We start from the raw sequence: 23,287 nt of genomic DNA, 5'->3' as shown, positions 1-23,287 counted from the left end.
TTTAATAGAAAGAACCACCTGTGATCAGTACACCTGCTACGTATCCAAGTATAACACCTGTGTTAAGGAATGGCAAGCCTGCCTGTGGTTTCCCTTTCATTACGAATACCATAAGAGCAGCGTATCCTATTAGTGTTCCGATCATGGCACCTATGGAAGGATATGAAATGCCCATATATTTCAAAGGTGAATCCAGGAAAACATTAGCAGAAACTACCAGAATGGTAGGCATTACTGCATCACCCAGACCCATGAAAAAAGCTTCTCTTTCTTCGCCGTCTTCTTTCTTAAAAGTGTCCTTGATAAAGGAATAGTTCAGTTTCTTCGGAATAATGAAAAGTATGGGTAACCGCAGGTCCATAACACCTTCAGCAAGGTCTATCATGTGCTTTGTCTTGTAGACGGAGATAGCATCATAGATAGCGAGAAGTGATAGCAGAACAAGTACCGGGATGATTGAAAGGGAAATGCCGAAGATGGCGCTCGCACCTGCTCCTATGATCAAGCCAATAGTGTTTATCACATACCACTCCGGAAACTTGTACAGCAGAACAGTAAGAACTATTGCCATGAACAAAGAAACAGCATTTATTGCCGTGCTCGAGTCCGTCAGCAGCGATAATAGAGCTATGAACACATAATATACCGTAGAAGCCACTGCAAGTAGTATTACAAGCTGAATGACCCATTGCATATTCTTCTTCAGTGCTACGAGCAGGAAGAAAGTGAACACAAGGATGATCACGACGTAGTACAAACTATTGGCTGTGGAGTCGGGGTCCTCAAAAGCCTGCATACCTTCGGCATTCATAGGTTGTGCCAGCAACAAAGATAGAAACTGGACAGCTAATATGATGCCGGCCATAGCAAAGATTGGAGCATAAGTCTTTAAGAAACCTTTTTCCGAACTCAAAGTAATATCCCCTCTTAAGATCAAAAATATTTTTAATTTAAGAATATATTAAGAGTATTTAATCCTATGCAAGTGTTAACATGTTGAGATAATAAAGAGTAATAAGAATATTGGTATAAGCTCAGAACATTAGCTCCAAGGCATCCACAGCCTTCATGCCCACTGCAATGCCAAGTTCTTTAGCTTTAGGGGTTACTGACCTGACCTCTGCAGCGAGAACATCTTCAAATGTGCTGACCCCTGAAACCCGTGCAGCCACATCTCCCAGCTTCTCAGCTGTGGCCATATCCAGATAACCACACATCACGAATCCCAAATCAGCTTTCACCACAAGCAAAGATGCATGCTGCATTTCAATGTTCAGACCTATAGCAATACCTCTTTTTAGTTTTATCTGTTCGATCATCATCTTCTATTGCCTCAACATTAATTAAATGGATTATAAAGAGTATATCCTTTATTTAAGCACTGTCGGGATTGCATATCCTTAAAGAAGGGAATATCCTTCCAGCAAGAGAGAAATCATGATATGGCTCATCCCCCAATATCCTTCCTTCACCTGAAAGACCCTCTTCAGTGACTTCCGGGACTGAGGCAACGATATCTTCAGCCTCCTCCAAGTGGAAATGAACTGTTGCTTTTCCAGTTGAATCAAAACTACCCGCGACCTTTACAACCTGTCCATTGTTGCTGACAGATACATTATCGATACCCTCAGTAGAATTCACAGATATCCCCTTAGGCATATTGATAACTATAGGAGTGTTTTTTTCACCAATGAAACATATATTGCTGTCCCCAGCTTCTAAAAAAGGATATAAAACGCGGTAATTGGTCGTGTAGATATTCGTAATAACCTCTGCCTGCATTACCGGACCCAACAATTCAGGGGACATCCGAGAATTTACATCTGTTAGCACGATGTTTTCAGAAGAGCCATTCACAATTACATCCATCTGCTCAATGATAGAATTTTGTAGGGCAGATCTGGTATTCACATCAGTTTTAAGAACCTCCCAGGCATTTATGAAGCCATCCCGGTTACCCACCGACACATCGACGTAGTCTTTGTAGATGATAGAATTGGCTTCATCATAGGTTTCCGTATATATCCATTGGACCTCTTCATATCCAACAGTAATATTGTTTTCCCAGGTGAAGGTTGCGTTCACTGGAAGTATCATAAACAAAAAAAACAATGAAAATGCTAAAAGTGGAGCTTTCAACCTATCCCTCATTAAAGAGTGGTCACCTGACAACCGTCCTCTGTAACGATCAGCGTATGTTCTGCCTGGGATACAAGACCGCCCGCAACTTCCTTGAGTACCGGATAAGAAGTGATCACACCTGATTTAGCAAGCTGCATAAGAGCAAAGTCAAGTTTTTCGGTCTTGAGCCACCTCTTGGCGAATGGCAACATCCGATACGGTTCTATCTCTTTCAGAAGATTACGGGCAGCTGGCAGACGCACAGGTTTGTTCCCTATGACACTGAATATCTCTGCCCATGAACCATCTATTATTTTTCCCGCACCATCAGTAGCAAAGGGTTCGATAGCTATCACATCTCCGGCGGTGAGCACAGAACCGTGATCAATACGACGGTTGGGTATGCTGGGATGAGTATGGGCAATATACCTGGCAACCCCATGGCCTGTCAGATTGACTATTGGCCTGAAACCAAGATCTACAATAGTGTCTTCGATCACAGAACCCAGCTGTGCGGTATTAACCCCACTTTTTACAGTATCTATAGCAGCATAAAGGGCAGCTTCTGAGGCTTTGACGAGATCCCCATGCTTGCCTGTGAGATCCACTGTGATGGCAGAGTCAGCAATATAGCCATCCACGTGAACCCCGATATCCAGCTTCACCACATCTTCTCCAAAAACCGACTCATCATCTGCCATTGGTGTGGCGTGGGCAGCTTCATCATTCCGTGAGATATTACATGGGAACGCTGAACCATCGGCTCCGAGCTCTATGGTCCTGTTTTCCACGAACTCCGCTACTTCAAGCAGACTTGCACCCACTTTGACCCTATCCTTTGCTTCGCTTCTCACCCTGGATAGTATCTCGCCTGCCTTAAGATATTTCTCCAGAATATCATCCTGCATTATACTTGTCATAAAACACCTACGAATGATAACTTAATAACATTATTAGATCACAAATCTCTTCTCAAGTGATGTGAGATTCTCACAACCATCCTCTGTCACTAAAAACATATCCTCTATTCGAATACCCCCCTGATCCGGATAGTAAAGACCAGGTTCAATGGTAATGACATTATCCTTCTCAAGAGGAATGTCCTGAGTTCCCACAAATGGTGCCTCATGGATCTCAAGACCAACTCCATGGCCTGTAGAGTGGATGAAACCTACTTTAGAACCGCTACGTATTGTTTTAAACCCATGGGATTCTAGTACATCACATACACGATCATGTATGTCACTGCAGAGTATGCCGGGCTTAACCATTTCTATAGCTTCCTTCTGAGCTGCCAGAACTGCATCATACATTCTCTGAAGCTCGACAGATGCTTCACCTTTCAGGACTGTGCGGCTCATATCGGCAAAATAACGGTGTTTTTTGCTGCGAGGAAATATATCAATAACAATAGACTCGTTTGGCTTGAGTGGGCCTTCTCCTTCCCAATGAGGATTGGCAGCTTTTTTACCGCCAGCAACAATAGTGCCCACTGCCTCACAACCTGAATCCAGTAATGCAAGGTCTATCTCCCTGCGAACGTCGTCTGCAGTGAGTTCAAAACCCCGGAAAAGAAGTTTACCATCGACTATCTCAGACCTATGAATAAGATCAATAGCTGCAGCCATGGCTTTTTCACAAGCTTTTTGGGCATACCTGATATGTCCTATTTCGTCTTCCCTTTTGAGCGACCTCAATTTTCTGAAAGGACTTTCCATATCAACAATAGTAAAGCCCTCCTCTTTCAGAGCCTGAGCCGTGTGATAAGGAAAATCCCTTGGGACTCCTAATTTTCGGATACCTTCTTTTTGTAATATCTCAGCTATGCAATCTACATAAGCCTGATATGGGTCGCCTCTTTGCTTTAGTTTCTCTCTGTAGTTATAATCTTGCAACGTACGTATATCGGTAATCCTGGACTCGAGCTCAGCACGGCCTTTTTCCATTTCTGAGACTACTAATAGCTCTTTTGAACCCGATGTTTGTATATAGGTGTATTTATCTGAGACGAAGAAATTTGTGGCGTAGTAGAAATCAGCATTATCGACATTACCCACGATCATGAAACCATCTGCTTTGTGCTTGGCCAGCAAATCTGTCATATCCATGTTCTTCATCCTCTCTGTCATGCTATAAGCATTGTTATTAATAGTACAAAACAATTGTCTTATCTTTTCGATGGGCTCAGTATATGATATCAAGGGATATAAACAGCATCCGACATTGCATGTACATGAGGATACGAATTGTATACATTTTGAATATATACTGGTTCATGAGCATCTGGACATATGGTGCTGAAAAACATCTTGGTGGCAGGATCTGATCCCTTTACACAGTTTCTTGGAGATATTAAGCACATAGTCCTATTCTATGTATTAGGAGATTTCATCACCACATATCATGCATTAGATCATGGATTTGAGGAAAATCCATTCCTTGCCATCCTGATGGATGAATTCGGTATTTGGTCAATGCTCATAATGAAGGTCGTGTTCATTGGGATAATTTATTGGTACTATCTCACTATAATGAGTACTGGATCTGTATGGAAAAATTATATATGGTTAGCAACCAGAAGTGCTGTCAGCCTTCTGGGTATATTCCTTGTGGTCAATAACCTGCTCGTAATATTCTCTAAATGCAGCTTGGTCCAATTTTTCACATCATATTAATTCACTCTGACGGATTCTTTTAGAAACGAGCATATCAAGTATTTTTTCCCTTGCATCCCCTGTAAGAAGAAAAACTGATGAAGAACCATTAAGCTCTTCCTTAAGTTCGGGGAATGGGACTTGCATATTCAACCATTCTACATTGTGAAAATGCCGGGTATATATGTCCGTACTATTGTATTCATACCCACCCATGACCCTGCCGATTGCAAAAAGACCTTTTTCAGGAAGAGGTATTACCACAATATCACCTGTAAGGATACTTATTGAGAACCTTGCCATATCAGAAGCCCATGTTTCAAGTTTGGAATGCGCAATGGAACATAGCTTATCATGAATGGCTGTTTTTAGATACTCTATTCTTTCAAATTCATCAAATTTGTCCATAACTTTGTGAAAGCCAGATAATTCCTGGTTCATATCTTCAAGCATTTCTTTTAATCGGGAGATCTTTTCATCCCTCAAAGGAGAACCGGAAAAGTAATTGAGGTCTTCCAGACTGTTCTCTAGCTCACTGGCCAGATTGTTGGTAAAATCATCATATTTTTGATCAAGCAACCTGTACCGATCTTGCATAATTATTGGATTTGAAGAAGACTTCAGATCTTCTGCAAATTCCTCAAGTATATGTAGTTCCACGTCAAAAGAAATAACATTTTTCTTAAGACATTCCCGTGCCTGCCTGCCGGAATAGCCGGTCTTTATAACCCAGACGTTAATGAGATCCTTTATACTCAAGCGGGTACCCCCTTATATGATAAATTATAAAGGGGTACTTAAATAACATTCCATGTAAACATGTCAAAAAACAGGCATTTATCACTCTACAACAATAAGACCAGCCATGAGACCGGCTGCTAGCAGCATTAGGAGATATACCAGTACCACTACTACGTACTTTGTTGAAACGAGGTTGTCCATCGATACCACCGTTTTAATATACTCATTTATAGTATATATTTATATTTAATAAGGTATAATATATAAAAAGCATATATACAAATAGAGAGATGATACTTAAAAAAGACACAGAAAGAGCATGAACAAAAAGAACGTAATTTATAGCCTTAAAATGATTGAAAAGGCTTTTCTACAAAGTCAATCTATTGGTTTATATCCTTTAAAGAAAAGTAATAAAAAAGCAATCCAAATTCTATTTTATGAGGGTCGATGATGGAAACAAGAGATATTGTTTTTTCCATAGTGATGGTTGTATCATCTTTTGTACTTACGTACGAATGGCTTGGAAGATTTAAATATGACCCTGCGAATTCTCTTATAATACTCGCAGCAATAGTTATGGTAGGCGCTCTGGCAGCTATGATCCTCTCAGTTGACATACGCATGCGCAAAATGGAAAGCATGATCGATGTGAAGGAAAGGTCCCTGAGGATCAATGTACAGAGCATAGAGAGCAACATGGATAGAAAAATGGACGAAGTGATCGGCAGGGTAGACGAAGCTCTGGAAACCCTTGATAGCAAAAGGTACAGATGAAGCCTGGTGTAATATTGTTCCTATAGAATACCAGTTATTTCCCGAACAATGCGAAAATGATATAAACAGGTGCTTACGTATGATGAGTGATCTAAAGTCTTATTCTGTAAAGAGGTGCGTATATGCGCATTCATCTGGAACCGATTGGTATTATCAAAAAAGCTGGAAAATACTCCGAAATAATGATATATTCTGATTTCGAGCAAGTCGTCAAGAATGTCATATCTAAAATAGGCAATGAAATCAGTGGACAGAAGTTACTGATCGTACATAAGAACAGAAGTTCTGATGGGGACGGACATCAGGTTCAGATAACAAAAGCAGACCTTGTTGAAAGGGTCGGAAATATCCTAAAGATAGGAAAGATCGATGCATCTGATGATTCGGTCATAGATGTGCGACTGGATACTAGCGAAACAACTAAGAATATCTGACAACTATCCTGTTTTATGGGAACAGATATTGGAGAACTCCTGAAAAAACAGCAAATCGAAATATCCGAATTGTCCCATAAAGTTGTAGCTATAGATGCATACAACACGCTTTATCAATTCCTTAGTATAATAAGGCAAAGAGATGGTACGCCGCTTAAGGACTCCAGAGGAAACACAACCTCTCATCTTTCAGGTATCCTATACCGTATGACCAGCCTTATGGAAGAAGGGATCAAGCCAGTATTTGTTTTTGATGGAAAACCATCATATCTCAAAGATCGGACCATAGAGAAGCGAATGGCTGACAGAGAGAACGCAACGATAAAATGGGAAGAAGCAAAGGAAAAGGGACTGGCAGAAGAAGCATATATGTATGCACAGGCTTCCTCAAGGGTCACCCAGGAGATAGCAGATGATTCCAGACGGTTACTCTTGGCCATGGGCATTCCCTGGGTTGATGCCCCTTCGGAAGGAGAGGCACAAGCTGCCCACATGGTGAAAAGAGGAGATGCGAACTATATTGCTTCACAGGATTACGATTCTATACTGTTCGGAGCACCCCTGGTCGTAAGGAACCTTACAATTACAGGTAAGCGCAAACTGCCGAAGAAGAACATATTTGTGGAAGTTAGACCAGAGATAATTAAAATCGAGGAAAGCTTGGCAGAACTTGGGATCGATCACTCACAACTTATAGATATTGCAATATGCGTAGGTACCGATTACAACCAGGGCCTTGAAAAGATAGGCCCAAAAAAAGCACTGAAACTTATAAAAGAGCACGACAATATAGAAAAAGTGTTGCTTGCTGTAGGGCAAAAAATAGAGAATGTGCAGGAGATAAAAAATATTTTTTTAAACCCTTCTGTAACCGATGACTACACCCTCAAATGGAAAAAACCCGATACCGATGCAATTATTACATTCCTTTGCCAAGAGCATGATTTTTCAAAAGACAGGGTCATTAAAGCCTGTGAAAGGCTGGAAACGATCAGCGGACCAGGACAGAGAACCCTGGACCAATGGTTCTGATCACTTTTTTAGAAGCGGTCTGCCTGTCATTTCCATTGGTTGCTGGATACCCAGGATCTCAAGCATAGTAGGTGCAATGTCAGATAACTTCCCTTTACAAAGCTGTAAACCGGGTTCATTGCAAACATAGATACAACGTACAGGATTAGAGGTATGAGCTGTATGTGTAGCACCTGAAGCGAAATCTGTCATCTTCTCAGCGTTGCCATGGTCAGCAGTAATAATAACAGAACCACCTGCTCCCATTACAGCAGCCACCACTCTGCCCACGCAGGTATCAACGGTTTGTACTGCCTCTACGGCAGCGTCAAAGAAACCTGTATGACCCACCATATCCATATTCGCATAATTCACTATTATGACATCGTATGACCCTGACCTTATATGTTCCACAAGTGCATCAGTAACCTCAAAAGCACTCATTTGTGGTTTGAGGTCATAAGTAGCCACTTTAGGAGAAGGGATCAATAACCTTTCCTCTCCGGGATTCTGCTCCTCTACACCTCCGTTCAGGAAGAAAGTAACATGTGCATATTTTTCAGTCTCAGCTATCCTTAACTGCTTGAGACCATGCTTACTAAGCACCTGTCCTAATGTATTCTCAATGCGTTCTGTTGGAAAGACAAGTGGAACATCCAATTTTTCATCATATTCGGACATGCATACATAATGGACATGGGGGAAAACATTTCTTTCAAACCCCTCAAAACATTCATTTACAAAAGAGTAGGTCAGCTGACGTGCCCTGTCCGGCCTGAAATTGAAAAATATCACTGAATCATTGTCTTTGATAGTTGTAAGAGGCTGACCCTCTTTGTCAGTGATGACCGTAGGTTTGACAAACTCGTCATTTTCACCTCTGCCATATGCCTCCTGGATGGCAGAAACAGGACCTTCAGACTTCAAGCCTTCGCCTAGGACCAATGCATCATAAGCAAGTTTTATCCTATCCCAGCGCTTATCCCTGTCCATAGCATAGTATCGCCCTGAAACAGTAGCAATGATAGCATTTCCTTTTTTGGAATACATTTGCTGGAACTCTGCCATATCGTAAAGTGCTTGTCTGGGAGGCACATCCCTGCCATCAAGAAAAGCATGGACGTAGACCTTTGGAAGTCCCTGATCTCCAGCAAACTCGATCAAGCTTTTCAGATGTTTCAGATGACTATGCACTCCCCCATATGAGAAAAGACCCATAAGATGTAGGTTTGAGCCATGCCTCTTTACATTCCGTGTCGCCTCAAGAAGTACTGGATTACTATAGATCTCACCACTTTCAATAGATCTGTTAATGCGTGTCAGATCCTGATACACGATTCTTCCTGCACCAATGTTAAGGTGTCCTACCTCAGAATTGCCCATCTGACCTGCAGGAAGACCAACGCTTTCCCCTGAAGCCTCCAGAAAAGTGGAAGGGTATTTCTCCAGAAGGGAGTCAAGAACTGGTGTCTTGGCAGCCTGCACAGCATTACCGTTAGGATCGGGATCATAGCCCCATCCATCAAGGATCATAAGCACTAAAGGTTTTTTAGGTAGTGTCATGCAAAGGTAAACGTCACTGATGTGTATTAAATACTCTGTCTTTATAGTGATCCAGAGTTAAGGACTTGACGAAAGAAGGTAAACTTGTTTTACGATCAATATTATCACAAGTAACAGATCAATGTATAGAGACATAGTTAGACAAGAAGGAATAATATACGGATCAGATTAGAAGGAAAAATTGGACAAAATCGATCAACGCGTACAATTTATGTAGTTACAATATAATTATAACAATAAATAATAATCAATATCGGCTGTCAAAAATTACTTGGAATTACAAAGTAAATCATTCATATAAAAGTATACTGAGTTACTAATAATGCTAAGGTAGTCAAACTTACTTGTGTATGAGCGCAAGTAACAGTTTACAATACAATTATACCCGAAAGATAATTCTAGATACATATAAAGAATACTGCAAAGATCTTTTGCCAACAATAAACCTGCTGAAAAGCTCTTTATTGGTATCAATATCAGGATCTTTACGTATATATATAGCATCTCTCCTGCTCCTGGCACAGATAAGCGTATTGAACTGCATGGCAGGAGGGCTCATTGTGTACGCAGTATATACTCTAGATCGTGCACTTGGATCAACTGAAGACAGTATAAACAGATCCGAACTAAAAGGGGCCAACAAAAAGCTGGCATTGTTTGCTTCTCTGGCTACATTTGTATCGGGTTGTTACGTCCTGAGCACCAGTGGTTTACTCCTTTTGGCTTTGATGCCGCTTGTAACTGGATACCTGTACAGTAAAGGATTGAAGTTTGGAAAACTGAACCTTAAACTAAAAGGCGGCCTAGGGATCAAGAATCTTGTAGTTGGGCTGACATGGGGCACTTTCATTGCAGGCATAGCCGGAACCGGGATAGAGAATCCTCTGCCTGTGCTCTTGGTATTCTTTTATTATGGGTCTAAACTCTTCATTAATTCAGCTATCTACGACTTTAAGGACGTAAAAGGAGACTTGATGGCAGGCATCAAAACCCTTCCTGTAAGCTTTGGAGAAAAGAATACCCGCATATTATTACTAGGATTACACATCATATCTCATTCACTGCTAGCATCCGCCATAATAATGAGCTTGCTTGCATTCGAGCCTGTAATTGTAATGTATAGTTTCTGTATAGGGTTATTGTATATACTCAGACTCACGCATAACCGGCAAAAAGAAGATATAAGGGGAAAAATTGAAAGACTCTTTCTCGTTGATGGTGAAGCAGGGTCTATCGTGTACCTAAGATCAGTAATTGGAAATATGGCATGAAGAGATACTTCATATTTTTTTTGCTTGTGACAGGTAGTATTCGAATAGATCATTTCCCCATTGAATACCCTTTTCATCAAAGCAAATGAGATCCGTACGAGGATCGTAATTGCCTGATTTAAAGAACAGAGACAAGGAAAAGAAAACATCTGTCACCACAAAAGCGACCTTGGAACTGTCAAGAAGATAGAGTTCAGTGTATTTGGCAGCACAATATGCCCTCATGTTCTCATCGTGTTCATTTGTGACCTTATCAAAAACACTCTTTGTGAGAATAAGAGAGGTGGGAACATCTTTTAGTGCAAGCTGTGCGAAAAAATCTGGATAAGAAGGGAAGAAAATGGGAGAAACACCTTTGATCACGCTTGAGTGCGCTATATTGTCGGTAAATGTTTTATGAGAATCATAAATATTCTCAAACCTGTCCACATAAAAAACACAGTCTTTAAGATCAGCTAACCTATCAAGTAAATGATAAGGTATGCCGGATAGGTCATGATCGTTCCAAAAGTCCTCATTTTTCTCGATAAGGCCCACCATATCAACAAAAGGTTTGAAAGATTTGGCAATGATCCTTCCTGTAGTTGTAAGTGTATACATCTTGGTGAAAGGGTCTTTGTACATAAGGTTAGCAGATTCCATCTCCCTTATCCTTGGTGCGATCTCCGGGGAAGATACATCGAACTTTTTACGTATGTTGGAAAGACTAGAGGGGTGCTCCAGAAGAAATAGGAGCAGATCTCTTCTTTTTTCCGAGAAAGTGAGCAAACTCAACAAACCTTTAGATTTCATAGTAACCACTAGTAATTTACCCAGAGATATAAATTTGAAACACGCACTGCATTCAGCAACCGTATACTACTCATACATTCAATAATCAATATTAGTTATAAACATATCATCCGAAATTAGATAGATAAGTGGATCCAGTGCATCTAAAAAAAATAAAAGGAGAATATCAATGCAGGAAGTGGCGCATGCCAGTGAATACAAGAGATACTCCTAGCTTGTTTGCAGTGCTTATGACTTCTTGATCTCTGATGGAACCACCTGGGGAAACTATATACATGATCCCATTCTCAGCCGCATGAACTATGCTGTCATCGAAGGGGAAAAAAGCATCTGAAGCCATTACACATTTTGAAAGCACTTTCTTACAATATTCATCGAAATCCTCGTTCGGAACTTCCCTTTCGTATATTACCCTTAGGTTCTCTCTGGCTTTAGTAGCAGCCAGTTTTCTGATGGAGTCTACCCTGTTGGGTTGACCTGCACCCATAGCAAGCATCATATAACAACCTTTCTGGTACTCATAAGCAAGGGTAATAGAATTGGATTTTGTGCTCTTGCAGGCGCTTATGCAGAACTCGGAAAGAGGGCGCATCGACTCAGGGAACTTCTTTTCGGTCACAGAGTCCCATTTTTCATACAAACCTATATCCCTGGACTGTTTTAACAAACCACCTACTACATACTTGTACGTATGATCAAAATCAAAAGCATCATTCAATTGCGGCAGTTCAAGCAAACGCAGATTAGAGCTCTTTTTCTTAAGGTACTCAAGTGCATCGTGGTCAAAACCCGGGGCCAGGATAATTTCTATGAACTTGCCTTCCAGGAACTCTGCTGACGGCAGATCAAATACTTTGTTACTGCAAACGATACTTCCGTATGCAGAGATGGGATCTCCATCCCATGCAGCGCTCAGAGCCTGCAGAAGAGTGTCGCCAGTGGCTAATCCGCATGGATTATTGTGTTTTACAATAACAACTGCAGGTTTTTCAGCATGAAGGTCTTTTATGGTCAGCAATGCGTTATCAGCATCTACATAATTGTTGTAAGATAGGTCTTTTCCATGTAGCTGTCGTGCATTTGCAAGGGATGGGCCTTGTACTCCGGGCTCTTTGAAGAACTTAGCTTTTTGATGCCAGTTCTCACCATAACGCAGGTCCATACCGCCAACAAAGTTCAGATGTATAACCTCTTCTGAAGCTATTTCCCTGCTCAGGTATGTATCTATCGTTGCATCATAGCATGCGGTGTGCCTGAAAGCTTTTAAGGCAAGTTGTTTGCGAGTTTTCTCGGCAACTACACCTGTTGATCTGATCTCTTTGAGCACATGCCCATAATCCACGGGATCAGATACAACCGTTACAGAATGAAAGTTTTTGGCCGCTGCACGCAAAAGGGTCGGACCACCGATGTCGATGTTCTCGATGGCCTCCTCCAATAAAACACCTTCTTTTGTCACTGTGATCTCAAAAGGATAGAGATTTACGGCAACCAGATCAATAAGCTCTATGCCTGCATTATATGCCTGGTCCATATGGTCCGGATTATGCCTGTCACACAATATGGCACCATGTATCTTGGGATGCAATGTTTTGACCCTGCCATCCATCATTTCAGGAAAACCTGTTACTTCTGAAACATCCTTCACTTCGATCCCCGAATCTCGCAGGATCCGTGCCGTACCACCGGTAGATAGCAATTCCACACCAAGGGTTGCAAGCCCCCGCGCAAATTCTACAATTCCGGCCTTGTCAGAAACGCTTAGCAGTGCCCTTTTTACCAAAAAAAATCACCGTAAAAGGTTAGCGTATATCATGTATAAATGTTCTGGTTGGAAAAAAGTTGAAAGCACACCTAATTGAATTTATCCAAATTTCACTACCGGACAAACTTCTATACACTTCCCACAGTGTATACAACCCTCACCAATTACAGCAATATTCTTTTTCATCTTAATTACATCATGCGGACACTTGCCCACACATACACCACATCCACTGCAACGAAGAGCTCTCTTTATGGATATCTCCACTGACCTTATCAACTGGAGAACATGCTTTTCATTATCACTACGGACTGTTACTGTCCCGGCAGCAAAGACCTGGGCACTGTCCTCGCCCTGGAATACAGAAGCAACCCCTTCCATGAAAGCCACTTTGCCTACAGCGTCAAGCATCCCTGAAGACTCTATTGTTTCCATATCAAGAGGTGTAGCAAAACTACCTTCTGCTGACACACCGCCCTGCTTGCAGGGACGATAGCCGGATGTTACCGTGAAATCAAATTTACCATTGATCTCAACCTTAGGGGTCGTGAGAATGCCCTTGGCTTTTGCAATCTCCTGAAGTCTTGGTGGCAATTTTTTCCACCTCCACATCCCATGTTCAACCCACTCCGGAGAAAGTCCGGACCTCTGGGCATAGCCCAAGAGGTAATTTTCCAGCTTTGAAGCAAACTCCGGATGTGTTGCCCTGAGCCTGTGCAGATCAGCAACAGAGCAGGAAGGACAAAGCCAGCATCCTATCCTATCAAACCCTTTTTTGTAAAGAGGATTATAGGGAAGACCATGCATGAAAATATACAGCCAGACGTGCATGGCTGTCCAGTCCTGTATTGGAGCAGCACCTATCTGGTTCCCCACCCAAGGATTCTTCCAGACCCTTTCACTTTTTGCCCTGGTGTCTGATTCGTACTTACGCTGTCCGATGAATGTAAGACAGCCCTCTTCATAGTTCCCTTCGATAAGCTGAGTGATGGGACCCAATTTGCAGACCTTGCAGCACCAGCGCATCTCCACGCTGGGTGGACCAAAACTATCAACTGATCCCCAGAAAGCGTTGCCTGAACTGATGGACCTGAGAGGTTTGCCGTATAACTGGGAGACTTCCAGTGCATTACTTACCGTCTCCGGGAATTCTATACCAGTGTCAGCGAAAAGGATATCAAAATCTTCAAGACACTCGCTTACAAGCTGTAGCACAACAAGGCTGTCCTTACCGCCGGAATATGAAACAGTCACTCTTTTTGTCATGCTTGAAGCAACATTATTGATAAACTTATGAGAACGTCCTATGAACTCTTCCATGAAATGCTTATTGGCATCGATGACTTCTTTCCAGGTTTGTCCACCCTGTGGTACAAACACCTTACATGGTTCTTCCTTGTCCCTTACCTTTACTGCCACTCCCTTGGGGCGCTCGCTCATTCGTTCACCGCTCATACGAGCCCTGCCGGTAGCTACTACCTGGCCATTGGGATCAAGGATTACCACTTCATCCTTTTCCTGAATACCGGGATCTGCATCCAGCACTCCCGGAGCCAGCAGGTTGGCACCACCCAGTATGAACGCTACTGCACCCTGCTCCAGAACAACCCAGCCTTTCAGAGAAGACAAGGTATTGGTTTGAAAAAGACGCCTTGCGCCTTCCACACGCAAGAGAAGTACCCATTTCAGAGTATCAAGCTCAAATCTGATGCTTCCTAATATCTCTCCATCAACGATGATCTCGTCCATGCGGTCATCATAAGGAGCCTTGTTCAGCACCACCAGCCTCTCATCGGCTATAAGAGGAGCATTGAACTGCAGCATGGAAACCGAATTTATAAGTTCTATATCGTATCCGAATGCCGGACGTATGTCACCAGGAGGTGTTACGGTCACTGATTCTGCACGACTGCCACATGCACATTCCTTTCCCAGTACAGGTACGTTACAATTCCTGCACCAGTGCAGCAGCATTTCACCAAGATAAAGGGGCTTTGACATCAGGAGATTCCAATATTGTCATAGTAAATAGTTCTTTGCTTTGGATATTTTAGACAAGTTGCTCCACACCGCAACTTTTGAATGATCATGATAGCAGCCTTTTAATACCAAAGGGATTCTCTATGCAACTGCTATGCTGTACGCATTTGAACTTTCTGGGGAGCACGACTCCCTCCCGGTTATGGAAGCATATGCCTGCATGGAAATAGCAGGACTTGACTTCAAAGAACAAGAGATACTTGATCAATGCCTGATCGTAGAAATTAATGGTACTGTGAATGAGATAGAACCTCATTTGTTGTACGTAGCAGAGCGGCTTGCCATGTCCCACCATATAATACGGGTTGCAGGCATGTGTGAAACTGCAGCAAAGAATATATTGGAGATGGCAGAAGATATTGATTATTCAGATCATCTTGCTCCTGGTAAGACATTCGTGGTGCGTGCAAGGAAGATCAAGCATTATTGTGATTTTGAAAGAGAGTTCATAGAAGGACACGTTGGCGGCAAAATTTTCAGGAAAGGATTTAGGGCAGATCTCAAGACACCTGATGTACAATTCAGATTGCTACTGGGACAAAAATGCATATTTGGCCCTGTAGTAGCAGCTGTGGACAGGAGTGCTTATGAAGAAAGATTGCCTCACAAAAAACCTTTCTTCTACCCTGGCGTGCTTATGCCCAGGATAGCCAGAGCCCTTGTAAATATATCAAAAGTGAAGGCTGATGAAGTTCTGTTTGACCCTTTCTGCGGCACAGCAGGTATTCTGGTGGAAGGTGCTCTGATAGGTGCCAGGGTAATAGGCATTGAAGTGCGCTCTATGATCGCTTCAGGTGCACAGATGAATCTGCAGGTATTTGGTGGCCATTCTAATATTATAGCAGGTGACGCATGTATGGTCCCGCTTAGAGATGAATGTGTGGATGCCATAGTCACAGATCCTCCCTATGGAAGGTCTGCAGCCATCAGAGCTGAATCCCTGCACCATCTTTATGATGGCTCCTTCAGAGAAATGTACAGATTGCTTCGAAAAGGTAAGCTTGCTGTGGTGGTCTCAGAAATGGATATAACCAGATTTGCAAAAGATGCGGGATTCAAGATAATAGACGAGTATAGCCAGAGAGTACACAGAAGTCTTACCAGAAGAATCACATTGTTATACAAGGAGAAATAATAAATTCCTATAGACCTGATCAAAATTATATATGTTTAGTTGTATATTATAATTAGTCATTAGTTCAAAACAGATGCAAAGTCTATGAAAGGAATTGAATGGAGAGAATATAAAAAGGGCTTTAGAATCATGGGTCATCAACATTGGTTCTAAATAGAAAAACTTAATTCCCAAAAACTTCTACATTTCAACAAGCAATGGCAAAATCTGGAGGAAAAATGGTAGTGAATATGAAATATGTTATCCAGGGTCTAGTTGTTATAATGATCTTCTGTGCAGGCTGTATCGGAACTGATAATTCTGACGATTGGAATGAGAAAGGTAATGACCTTCTTGAAGAAGGAAGATATACCGAAGCGATACAAGCATTCAATACATCCATAGAGTTGGACCCGCAAAATGGCGATGCCTGGGTTGGCAAAGGTATTGCACTTACTGAAACTGGAAAAAACGAAGAGGCTATTCAGGCATTTGATAAAGCCCTGCAACTTAAGCCCAATAACGTTGAATTCTGGAGTGAAAAGGGAATTGCTCTTCGTAAGATGGGAAAGTACGAAGAAGCGATACAAGCATATGACAAGGTAATAGAAATCGATCCTCTGGATGGCTTTGCCTGGTATAACAAAGGCATCTCACTTTATCATATGGGAAAATACGAAGAAGCGATACAAGCATATGATAAAGCCACAGAGCTGGAACCACAATTTGCCACTGCCTGGTACAATAAAGGATATACCCTTTATATAATGGAACGATATGAAGAAGCAATAGAAGCATTTGATAAAGCCATCAGGATCGAGCGAAAGGATGCCAGATCATGGAACTACAAGGGTATTGCTTATGCTAAACTGGGTAATTATTACGAAGCAATGAAAGCATTAGACAATGCCATAGGACTTGACCCGCAGTACACAAAAGCCTTAGATAACAAAGGCTTTGTCCTGAACCAAATGAGAAGATATGAAGAAGCTATCCAGGTATGCGACAAAGCCATACAGATCGACCCAAAGGATGCAAAAGCTTGGAACTATAAAGGTTATGCCCTGAATAAAATGGGAAGGAACGAAGAAGCAATTCAGGCTTTTGATAAAGCCCTACAGCTCGATCCCAGGGATGCCGAGATCTGGAACTATAAGGGTAATGCTCTCTACGAAATGAAGCAGTATGAAGAAGCAATACAAAACTATAATAAAGCCACAGAACTTGATCCGGAATATACAGAAGCCTGGAACTATAAAGGTATGGCTCACTATTACATGAAAGAATATGAAAATGCAATTCAGTCATATGATAAAGCCATAGGGCTTGAGCCACAGGACGATGGGGTATGGGACAATAAAGGTAATGCACTTCGTAGAATGGAGAGATATGAAGAGGCAATACAAGCATATGATAAAGCTTTAGAGATAAATCCCCAGAATAGCTGGACATGGATGCACAAAGGCTATACACTTTATGGAATGGAAAGATACGAAGAAGCAGGGCAGGTATTTGATAAAGCTATAGAACTTAATCCTGAAAACTACGATGCATGGTACAGCAAGGGTAATTCACTTCGAATGATGGGGAAGATCGACGAAGCGATACAAGCATATGACAGATCTATAGAACTCAATCCAGAGCATGCTTTAACATGGTATAACAAAGGTATTGCACTCAACCTGGCTGGAAATTATACTGAAGCCGATGTAAGCTTTAGTAAAGCCATAGAGTTAGGATACGGAGAAAGTTAAGACACGGTCACAAATGACCGTGATCTGTTCTTACTAATTATTAAAAGGAATGTTTTTCCATGATGGCAACCCAGTAACCTCGTAGTTGTTTTTCAAGGGACTTATGTTCATGGAACTTTTTATGTACCATTTCCTTAAATCTTGGCCCATGGTTCATTTCTATCAAATGGGCCATCTCATGGAACACCACATATTCCACCAGCTTCTCAGGCAAGTACATCAAATAGGTGTTCAGATTAATGTTCCCTTTTGAACTGCAACTGCCCCATTTCGTGCGCATCTCCCTAAATGCCACCTTTTTTGGAAACATACCAAGTTCAGTACCAATAGAAGCTATTAAAGATCCAACATGCTCTTGTAATTGCACTTCTGTCCTTGTGGAACAAAGTTCGATCCCCTCAGCAAATATAAGCCTTTGCTTATGGGAAACGAATCTTCGATAAATCCATAATCTGTGTTTATAAAGCAGTTTTTCATGTTCTTTTAACCCAGGAGGTACCACCAGCCTGAGATAACCATTCCGGAATTCCAGTCTTGGATGCTTGACTTTTCGGTATATAACCTCATAGGGTATATCAGCTTCATTGATTTTGATCGATGAGACAATATGAACTGTCATTCAGGCATCTAACACATATTTATCAATAACTCTCTGGCAATAAGGTGAGAAGGTCACTCTTTTGGCACGAGTTCCTGCATGACCTCGGCCATTACACGATGTCTTATAAGATATTCCTGCACTTTTTCAGAGGCCCTGCGAAGTGAGTATGCATCTTCTGTCCAGGGTATCTCCATAGGATATTTTACTTCCATCAACGTGAGACCATATGACTGAGCTGGTTCCAATCCTTCTTCATATGATTCCGGTTCAAGCATCTGCTTGAGCCATGCCTCGTCCCTCATACGGCTTCCCACCATTGTAAGAGCAGTTACCATTTTCCGTACCATGTTCCAAAGAAAACTATTTGCCTCTACGTCGATCTTTGTAAGTGCTCCGCTTACTCTGACATCTATTCTTTTCACTTCCCGAACTGTGCCTTTATCCTCATCCTTGCTGCAAAAATTCGAAAAGTCATGCTCTCCAACCAATATCTTTGAAGCAGACCTTATCCTGGATATATCATAGTGCTCTCCACTAATGATATATCTATAGACCCGACTGCTTGCATCTCTTCTTGGATCAAAGTCGTCTGGAACCTCTGCATGTGCCCATGCCCAGATGGAATTAGGTAATTTAGAATTAATGACCCTTGGAATCGAAAGGTTAAGCTTATCAGTATTGAAAGCCACCACTTGTCCTCTTGCATGTACGCCTGCATCTGTTCTGCCTGAACTCTGGAAAGATGCCTTTTTTGGATCATCCATTATTTCCAGTTCTTTCAAGGCGTTGAAGAGCTCTCCTTCAATGGTAGCAACATCCGGTTGGATCTGGGACCCATGATAGCCTGTTCCCACATATGCGATCTTAAGTGCAACCCTCATTAAGTCTCACTAATTCTCATAGCGCCTTTTTTCTATAATACATTTCCCTCAATAACATGAATAATATAACAAATAAGCACCCAAAAAAGAACCAAACGCTCACATGCGCCAGAAGATCGGGCGGGATGAGACCAGGACTTGTGCCTGTAATAACTGTGGCATCCTCTACCGGCGGATATGATGCAGGTACAAGAGTTGAGTTAGGATCTGTAATGTTCGATCCTGTAGTGTTCACATATGTTGTCAGGCTTTCCGTAGGGACCATCGGGGTATAATTGACAGCCTCATCAGAAACCATGGTAGCAGCATCTGAACTGTCGTTAGATATCATGGTCGCCAGCATAGTAGATGCCTGATCTGCCGCTCTCGCAGCCGGATCAAGACTCTCGTTGACAGATCCACCATATCCTCCGGATTTCATAGCAGTTTCTTCAAGAGTCGCAGGATAATAGTTCACAGAAGGAGACAGACCTATCCTGCGTGTGAGGAATTCTATACCAGTAGCTGCAAATACTGCACCCATGAAAAGACCCAGGTATTTTTTCAACATCCCCATAATAGATGATCTATCAACGTTCTTTGTACCGGGAACCACCACAATGAGTTTTTGCACGGGCTCGTATATTTTGATCTCACGACCTTTCTGGCTCCATTTTGTCTCTTTTACCTTAATGAGATCAGCTTCTATAAGGCTATCAAGATTGTATTTTATGGTAGTTAGGGGAAGACCCATCTTTTCCGATAAAGTAGTTGCAGACATGGGTTTATCTGCCAGCATCTCCAGCATTTTGAGAGCTTTCTCATTAGTGAGAGCCTGAGTTACCTTTTTTGAATCCTCATTAAGAGGTAAGACCAGAACTTTGTCGGAATTGTTGCTTTCGTCCTCTATCTCTTGCATGTTTAACTATAACCACCGTGAACCTCATAACTTTTCCGTAAACTTCGAAACAATTCGCAGTTATGAAATGATTCCGCAAACTTAAAAAATAGATAGAACAATATAATGTAACTTTTTGGGGCACAATAATGATAGAAAAAGACCAAATCATGAGAATCGTAGAAACCTATGATCTGGATAACCTTGCAATTGCAACTGTATGCTCTCATTCAAGCCTTCAGATATTTGACGGTGCAAGGAAGGAAGGTTTCAAAACTATTGGTATCTGCGTCAAAAAACCTCCTAAATTTTATGATGCTTTTCCTAAAGCAAAGCCTGACGAGTTCATAGTGGTAGATAATTACCAAGCCATTCCATTGATAGCTGAACAGCTTGTAAGGAAGAATGCTATCGTTGTGCCACATGGATCTTTTGTGGAATATCTAGGCACTGAGAAATTCACTGAGTTTCCAGTACCTACTTTTGGCAACCGGAACGTACTTGAGTGGGAATCTGACAGGAACAAAGAAAGAGAATGGCTGGAAGGTGCAGGTATCCACATGCCAAAACTGGTGAAACCGGAAGAGATAAATGGACCTGTTATGGTAAAATACCATGGAGCTAAGGGAGGTCGTGGGTTCTTTGTTGCCAAGAACTACGAAGATTTCCTTGAGAATGTCGACAAGACCCAGAAATACAACATCCAGGAATTCATTGTGGGTACAAGGTATTACCTTCATTTTTTCTATTCGCCCCTAAAGACAGAAGGCTATACCCTAAGCACCGGTGTGCTGGAAATGCTAAGTATGGACAGACGTGTGGAATCCAATGCTGATGAGATATTCAGGCTGGGTTCCCCCCGGGAGCTGGAAGATGCAGGAATTCATCCCACATACGTTGTCACAGGAAACGTGCCACTGGTTGCAAGAGAATCATTGCTCCCACTGATATTTGAACTTGGTGAAAAAGTGGTCGAGCAGTCACTTAAGCTGTTCGATGGTATGATAGGTCCCTTCTGTCTTGAAACAGTATTCACAGACAAACTTGAGATCAAAGTTTTTGAGATATCTGCCCGCATAGTTGCAGGCACAAATCTTTATCCTGCAGGTTCTCCATACTCGGATTTCGTTGAACCTGGCCTTTCAACCGGAAGGAGGATCGCCCAGGAAATTTCCCTTGGCAGAAAGCTGAAAAAACTGGATAAGATTTTATCTTGAGAGAACATATTGCACATTGTTCATATTCCGAAGGATGATGTGCATGACCTCTTCTTTTGATAGGCCTGACTATGATGTGATCATAGTAGGGGCAGGACCTGCAGGCATGTTTGCTGCAAGGGAACTTGCCTGCAATAAATTAAAGATTTTAGTTATAGATATGGGAAGCGATGTTAAGGATAGGCATTGTTCCCTGGAACCAGAACTGAAATGTGCACACTGCTTGCCATGTGACATTATGTGCGGTGTAGGAGGTGCCGGTACCTTCTCTGATGGTACCTTGAACCTCAGGCCGGATATCGGCGGCGACCTCTCTGTATTCACAGATGATGAAAGTGCGGCATGGGAACTTGTGGAAGAGGTAGATGCTGTTTTTTTGGAATATGGTGCAACAACCAAAGTATCCTTTCCTGATCAACAAGAAGTTGAGATCTTACAGCGCCGGGCGGCTTCAGTAGGTGCCAAGTTCATAGAGATACGGCAAAGGCATATAGGTTCAGATAATGCAAAAGAGGTTATTTCACGATTCAAGCACGACCTTGACAACAAAGGTGTACATTTTATGTTAAGGACAAGAGTGATCGACCTGATAATCGAGAACTCAATATGCAGAGGTGTGATACTTGAAGACGGAAAGCATCTTACCTCTAGTTATGTATTACTTTGTCCGGGGAGGATAGGCTGCGAGTGGGTAAATAGACTGGTAACAGAGCACTCAATAAAAGCGAATTTCAGTGGCGTGGACATTGGAGTGAGAGTAGAGGTCCCTGCAATAATAATGGATCCGGTCACTAGCATAAACCACGATCCGAAATTCCATATCCGTACTCCCAGATATGATGATTTCGTGCGGACTTTTTGTACCAATGAGCACGGATTTGTCGTGAAAGAAAATTATGAAGGCTTCATTGCGACAAATGGACATTCGATGCACACTGTGACCTCAGAAAACACGAATTTTGCTTTTCTGGTACATGTGGAATTGACACATCCGATGGAGGATACGATCAAGTACGCAAAATCAGTGGCAAAACTGGCCACTACCATTGGTGGCGGAAAGCCCGTATTACAGAGGATGGGAGACCTGCGCAGGGGCCGACGTTCAACTGAAGCAAGGATTGCAAAGAATTCGATAAAGAATACTCTGAAAGATATAACACCTGGAGATATTTCCATGGCGCTGCCTCACAGAATAGTTATGGACATCATAGAAGGACTGGACACCCTCAATATGATCATTCCCGGCGTGAATTCTGACTCTACGCTCCTCTACGCGCCTGAGGTAAAACTTTATGCTATGGAAGTATCTGTGGACAGGGACATGCAAACAAGTATAAAAGGACTATTTGCTGCCGGGGATGGTACCGGTCTTTCCAGAGACCTTGTTAACTCTGCAGCGACAGGAATACTTGCAGCCAGAGGCATACTTAAAATATGTTCTTCTTTAACCTAAATATATAGAAATTGAGGAATCTCTCAGATTTTGGGTGAATTACGGGGAATAGTATCTCATTGCACCAATAGATCCATTAGATAGAATGAATCGATGGGAGTGATTCTTTATGTACAGGAGATTCCTCTTAATGGATTCATTACCCTAGAATTTATACTTTTTGTTTTGATCCTGTGACCTTGCAATTTATTTTTGAGCTATGACCTGCCCCGATTTTTGCA

General features: G+C 42.0%; 22 protein-coding genes. 9 read left to right on the top strand and 13 right to left on the bottom strand.

Annotated features, from left to right (window positions below; genetic code table 11):
- Position 1: 1 nt before the first annotated feature.
- From A4E24_RS06260 to A4E24_RS06240, 5 genes are all read right to left on the bottom strand, one after another.
- The gene (locus A4E24_RS06260) at positions 2–913 is read right to left on the bottom strand and encodes a presenilin family intramembrane aspartyl protease PSH (RefSeq protein WP_292352425.1); all 912 of its coding nucleotides are present in this window, start codon (positions 911–913) and stop codon (positions 2–4) included.
- A 121-nt stretch (positions 914–1,034) separates the two neighbouring features.
- Entirely contained in the window at positions 1,035–1,322 is a 288-nt protein-coding gene (locus A4E24_RS06255; RefSeq protein ID WP_292352424.1) for a YunC family protein, read from the bottom strand.
- 52 nt (positions 1,323–1,374) lie between these two features.
- Positions 1,375–2,097: a hypothetical protein gene (locus A4E24_RS06250; RefSeq protein ID WP_292352423.1), complete on the bottom strand. Its 723-nt coding sequence runs from the start codon at positions 2,095–2,097 to the stop codon at positions 1,375–1,377.
- A gap of 53 nt (positions 2,098–2,150) precedes the next feature.
- Positions 2,151–3,041 carry a type II methionyl aminopeptidase gene (gene map, locus A4E24_RS06245; RefSeq protein ID WP_292352422.1) on the bottom strand — a complete coding sequence of 297 codons (891 nt, stop codon included), beginning with the start codon at positions 3,039–3,041 and terminating at the stop codon, positions 2,151–2,153.
- 33 nt (positions 3,042–3,074) lie between these two features.
- Positions 3,075–4,250, bottom strand: a complete 1,176-nt coding sequence (locus tag A4E24_RS06240) for a Xaa-Pro peptidase family protein (protein WP_292352421.1) — start codon at positions 4,248–4,250, stop codon at positions 3,075–3,077.
- 162 nt (positions 4,251–4,412) lie between these two features.
- On the opposite strand from A4E24_RS06240, the gene A4E24_RS06235 reads away from it, so the two are divergent.
- Positions 4,413–4,796 carry a DUF5658 family protein gene (locus A4E24_RS06235; protein ID WP_292352420.1) on the top strand — a complete coding sequence of 128 codons (384 nt, stop codon included), beginning with the start codon at positions 4,413–4,415 and terminating at the stop codon, positions 4,794–4,796.
- Here the strand turns inward: A4E24_RS06235 and A4E24_RS06230 are convergent.
- Positions 4,788–5,534, bottom strand: a complete 747-nt coding sequence (locus tag A4E24_RS06230) for a hypothetical protein (RefSeq protein WP_292352419.1) — start codon at positions 5,532–5,534, stop codon at positions 4,788–4,790. The genes A4E24_RS06235 and A4E24_RS06230 overlap by 9 nt on opposite strands.
- Positions 5,535–5,966: 432 nt before the next feature.
- Between A4E24_RS06230 and A4E24_RS06225 the strand changes: the two genes are divergently transcribed.
- The 3 genes from A4E24_RS06225 (at position 5,967) to fen (ending at position 7,759) form a co-directional block, all read left to right on the top strand.
- Entirely contained in the window at positions 5,967–6,293 is a 327-nt protein-coding gene (locus A4E24_RS06225; RefSeq protein WP_342765376.1) for a hypothetical protein, read from the top strand.
- 122 nt (positions 6,294–6,415) lie between these two features.
- Positions 6,416–6,727, top strand: a complete 312-nt coding sequence (locus A4E24_RS06220) for a hypothetical protein (protein WP_292352418.1) — start codon at positions 6,416–6,418, stop codon at positions 6,725–6,727.
- A 15-nt stretch (positions 6,728–6,742) separates the two neighbouring features.
- Complete coding sequence (gene fen, locus A4E24_RS06215; RefSeq protein ID WP_292352417.1) at positions 6,743–7,759, top strand: flap endonuclease-1; 1,017 nt, start codon at positions 6,743–6,745, stop codon at positions 7,757–7,759.
- Here fen and gpmI read toward each other — a convergent pair whose 3' ends face one another.
- Positions 7,760–9,301: a 2,3-bisphosphoglycerate-independent phosphoglycerate mutase gene (gpmI, locus tag A4E24_RS06210; protein WP_292352416.1), complete on the bottom strand. Its 1,542-nt coding sequence runs from the start codon at positions 9,299–9,301 to the stop codon at positions 7,760–7,762.
- A 350-nt stretch (positions 9,302–9,651) separates the two neighbouring features.
- Here gpmI and A4E24_RS06205 point away from each other — a divergent pair, with 350 nt between their 5' ends.
- Positions 9,652–10,572 carry a UbiA family prenyltransferase gene (locus A4E24_RS06205; protein ID WP_292352415.1) on the top strand — a complete coding sequence of 307 codons (921 nt, stop codon included), beginning with the start codon at positions 9,652–9,654 and terminating at the stop codon, positions 10,570–10,572.
- 9 nt (positions 10,573–10,581) lie between these two features.
- Here the strand turns inward: A4E24_RS06205 and A4E24_RS06200 are convergent, their stop codons facing one another.
- The 3 genes from A4E24_RS06200 to A4E24_RS06190 form a co-directional block, all read right to left on the bottom strand.
- A complete protein-coding gene (locus tag A4E24_RS06200; protein ID WP_292352414.1) occupies positions 10,582–11,364 on the bottom strand; it encodes a winged helix-turn-helix domain-containing protein in 783 nt (260 codons plus the stop codon).
- Between the two features lie 166 nt (positions 11,365–11,530).
- Positions 11,531–13,147 (bottom strand): bifunctional phosphoribosylaminoimidazolecarboxamide formyltransferase/IMP cyclohydrolase, encoded by a 1,617-nt coding sequence (gene purH, locus A4E24_RS06195; protein ID WP_292352413.1) that lies wholly within the window; start codon positions 13,145–13,147, stop codon positions 11,531–11,533.
- A gap of 81 nt (positions 13,148–13,228) precedes the next feature.
- Positions 13,229–15,130, bottom strand: a complete 1,902-nt coding sequence (locus A4E24_RS06190; protein ID WP_292352412.1) for a phosphoadenosine phosphosulfate reductase family protein — start codon at positions 15,128–15,130, stop codon at positions 13,229–13,231.
- A 133-nt stretch (positions 15,131–15,263) separates the two neighbouring features.
- Between A4E24_RS06190 and A4E24_RS06185 the strand changes: the two genes are divergently transcribed.
- Positions 15,264–16,304: a TRM11 family methyltransferase gene (locus tag A4E24_RS06185; protein ID WP_292352411.1), complete on the top strand. Its 1,041-nt coding sequence runs from the start codon at positions 15,264–15,266 to the stop codon at positions 16,302–16,304.
- 218 nt (positions 16,305–16,522) lie between these two features.
- The gene (locus A4E24_RS06180) at positions 16,523–18,037 is read left to right on the top strand and encodes a tetratricopeptide repeat protein (RefSeq protein ID WP_292352410.1); all 1,515 of its coding nucleotides are present in this window, start codon (positions 16,523–16,525) and stop codon (positions 18,035–18,037) included.
- A 40-nt stretch (positions 18,038–18,077) separates the two neighbouring features.
- On the opposite strand, the gene A4E24_RS06175 is transcribed toward A4E24_RS06180, so the two are convergent.
- From A4E24_RS06175 to A4E24_RS06165, 3 genes are read right to left on the bottom strand one after another with little or no spacing between them, the layout of a single operon-like run.
- Positions 18,078–18,656 (bottom strand): M48 family metallopeptidase, encoded by a 579-nt coding sequence (locus A4E24_RS06175; protein WP_292352409.1) that lies wholly within the window; start codon positions 18,654–18,656, stop codon positions 18,078–18,080.
- Between the two features lie 53 nt (positions 18,657–18,709).
- The gene (gene truA, locus A4E24_RS06170) at positions 18,710–19,519 is read right to left on the bottom strand and encodes a tRNA pseudouridine(38-40) synthase TruA (protein ID WP_292352408.1); all 810 of its coding nucleotides are present in this window, start codon (positions 19,517–19,519) and stop codon (positions 18,710–18,712) included.
- A 16-nt stretch (positions 19,520–19,535) separates the two neighbouring features.
- Positions 19,536–20,417, bottom strand: a complete 882-nt coding sequence (locus A4E24_RS06165) for a transcriptional regulator (protein WP_292352407.1) — start codon at positions 20,415–20,417, stop codon at positions 19,536–19,538.
- 128 nt (positions 20,418–20,545) lie between these two features.
- Here A4E24_RS06165 and A4E24_RS06160 point away from each other — a divergent pair, with 128 nt between their 5' ends.
- Entirely contained in the window at positions 20,546–21,613 is a 1,068-nt protein-coding gene (locus A4E24_RS06160) for a formate--phosphoribosylaminoimidazolecarboxamide ligase (RefSeq protein WP_292352406.1), read from the top strand.
- Positions 21,614–21,656: 43 nt separating this feature from the next.
- Complete coding sequence (locus A4E24_RS06155; RefSeq protein WP_292352405.1) at positions 21,657–23,066, top strand: NAD(P)/FAD-dependent oxidoreductase; 1,410 nt, start codon at positions 21,657–21,659, stop codon at positions 23,064–23,066.
- The last annotated feature ends 221 nt before the right edge of the window (positions 23,067–23,287 follow it).

This window comes from Methanomethylovorans sp. PtaU1.Bin093 (assembly GCF_002067275.1).
Lineage (GTDB): Archaea > Halobacteriota > Methanosarcinia > Methanosarcinales > Methanosarcinaceae > Methanomethylovorans.
The sequence above is the reverse complement of the archived record's forward strand: the minus strand, read 5'-3'. Positions and strand labels throughout refer to the sequence as shown.

Excerpts from the sequence above, each read along its gene's own strand:
- A4E24_RS06255 (WP_292352424.1), bottom strand. The coding sequence starts at position 1,322 with ATGATGATCGAACAGATAAAACTAAAAAGAGGTATTGCTATAGGTCTG.
- A4E24_RS06250 (WP_292352423.1), bottom strand. The coding sequence starts at position 2,097 with ATGATACTTCCAGTGAACGCAACCTTCACCTGGGAAAACAATATTACT.
- map (WP_292352422.1), bottom strand. The coding sequence starts at position 3,041 with ATGACAAGTATAATGCAGGATGATATTCTGGAGAAATATCTTAAGGCA.
- A4E24_RS06240 (WP_292352421.1), bottom strand. The coding sequence starts at position 4,250 with ATGACAGAGAGGATGAAGAACATGGATATGACAGATTTGCTGGCCAAG.
- A4E24_RS06235 (WP_292352420.1), top strand. The coding sequence starts at position 4,413 with ATGGTGCTGAAAAACATCTTGGTGGCAGGATCTGATCCCTTTACACAG.
- A4E24_RS06225 (WP_342765376.1), top strand. The coding sequence starts at position 5,967 with ATGATGGAAACAAGAGATATTGTTTTTTCCATAGTGATGGTTGTATCA.
- A4E24_RS06220 (WP_292352418.1), top strand. The coding sequence starts at position 6,416 with ATGCGCATTCATCTGGAACCGATTGGTATTATCAAAAAAGCTGGAAAA.
- fen (WP_292352417.1), top strand. The coding sequence starts at position 6,743 with ATGGGAACAGATATTGGAGAACTCCTGAAAAAACAGCAAATCGAAATA.
- gpmI (WP_292352416.1), bottom strand. The coding sequence starts at position 9,301 with ATGACACTACCTAAAAAACCTTTAGTGCTTATGATCCTTGATGGATGG.
- A4E24_RS06205 (WP_292352415.1), top strand. The coding sequence starts at position 9,652 with ATGAGCGCAAGTAACAGTTTACAATACAATTATACCCGAAAGATAATT.
- A4E24_RS06200 (WP_292352414.1), bottom strand. The coding sequence starts at position 11,364 with ATGAAATCTAAAGGTTTGTTGAGTTTGCTCACTTTCTCGGAAAAAAGA.
- A4E24_RS06190 (WP_292352412.1), bottom strand. The coding sequence starts at position 15,130 with ATGTCAAAGCCCCTTTATCTTGGTGAAATGCTGCTGCACTGGTGCAGG.
- A4E24_RS06185 (WP_292352411.1), top strand. The coding sequence starts at position 15,264 with ATGCTGTACGCATTTGAACTTTCTGGGGAGCACGACTCCCTCCCGGTT.
- A4E24_RS06180 (WP_292352410.1), top strand. The coding sequence starts at position 16,523 with ATGGTAGTGAATATGAAATATGTTATCCAGGGTCTAGTTGTTATAATG.
- A4E24_RS06175 (WP_292352409.1), bottom strand. The coding sequence starts at position 18,656 with ATGACAGTTCATATTGTCTCATCGATCAAAATCAATGAAGCTGATATA.
- truA (WP_292352408.1), bottom strand. The coding sequence starts at position 19,519 with ATGAGGGTTGCACTTAAGATCGCATATGTGGGAACAGGCTATCATGGG.
- A4E24_RS06165 (WP_292352407.1), bottom strand. The coding sequence starts at position 20,417 with ATGCAAGAGATAGAGGACGAAAGCAACAATTCCGACAAAGTTCTGGTC.
- A4E24_RS06160 (WP_292352406.1), top strand. The coding sequence starts at position 20,546 with ATGATAGAAAAAGACCAAATCATGAGAATCGTAGAAACCTATGATCTG.
- A4E24_RS06155 (WP_292352405.1), top strand. The coding sequence starts at position 21,657 with ATGACCTCTTCTTTTGATAGGCCTGACTATGATGTGATCATAGTAGGG.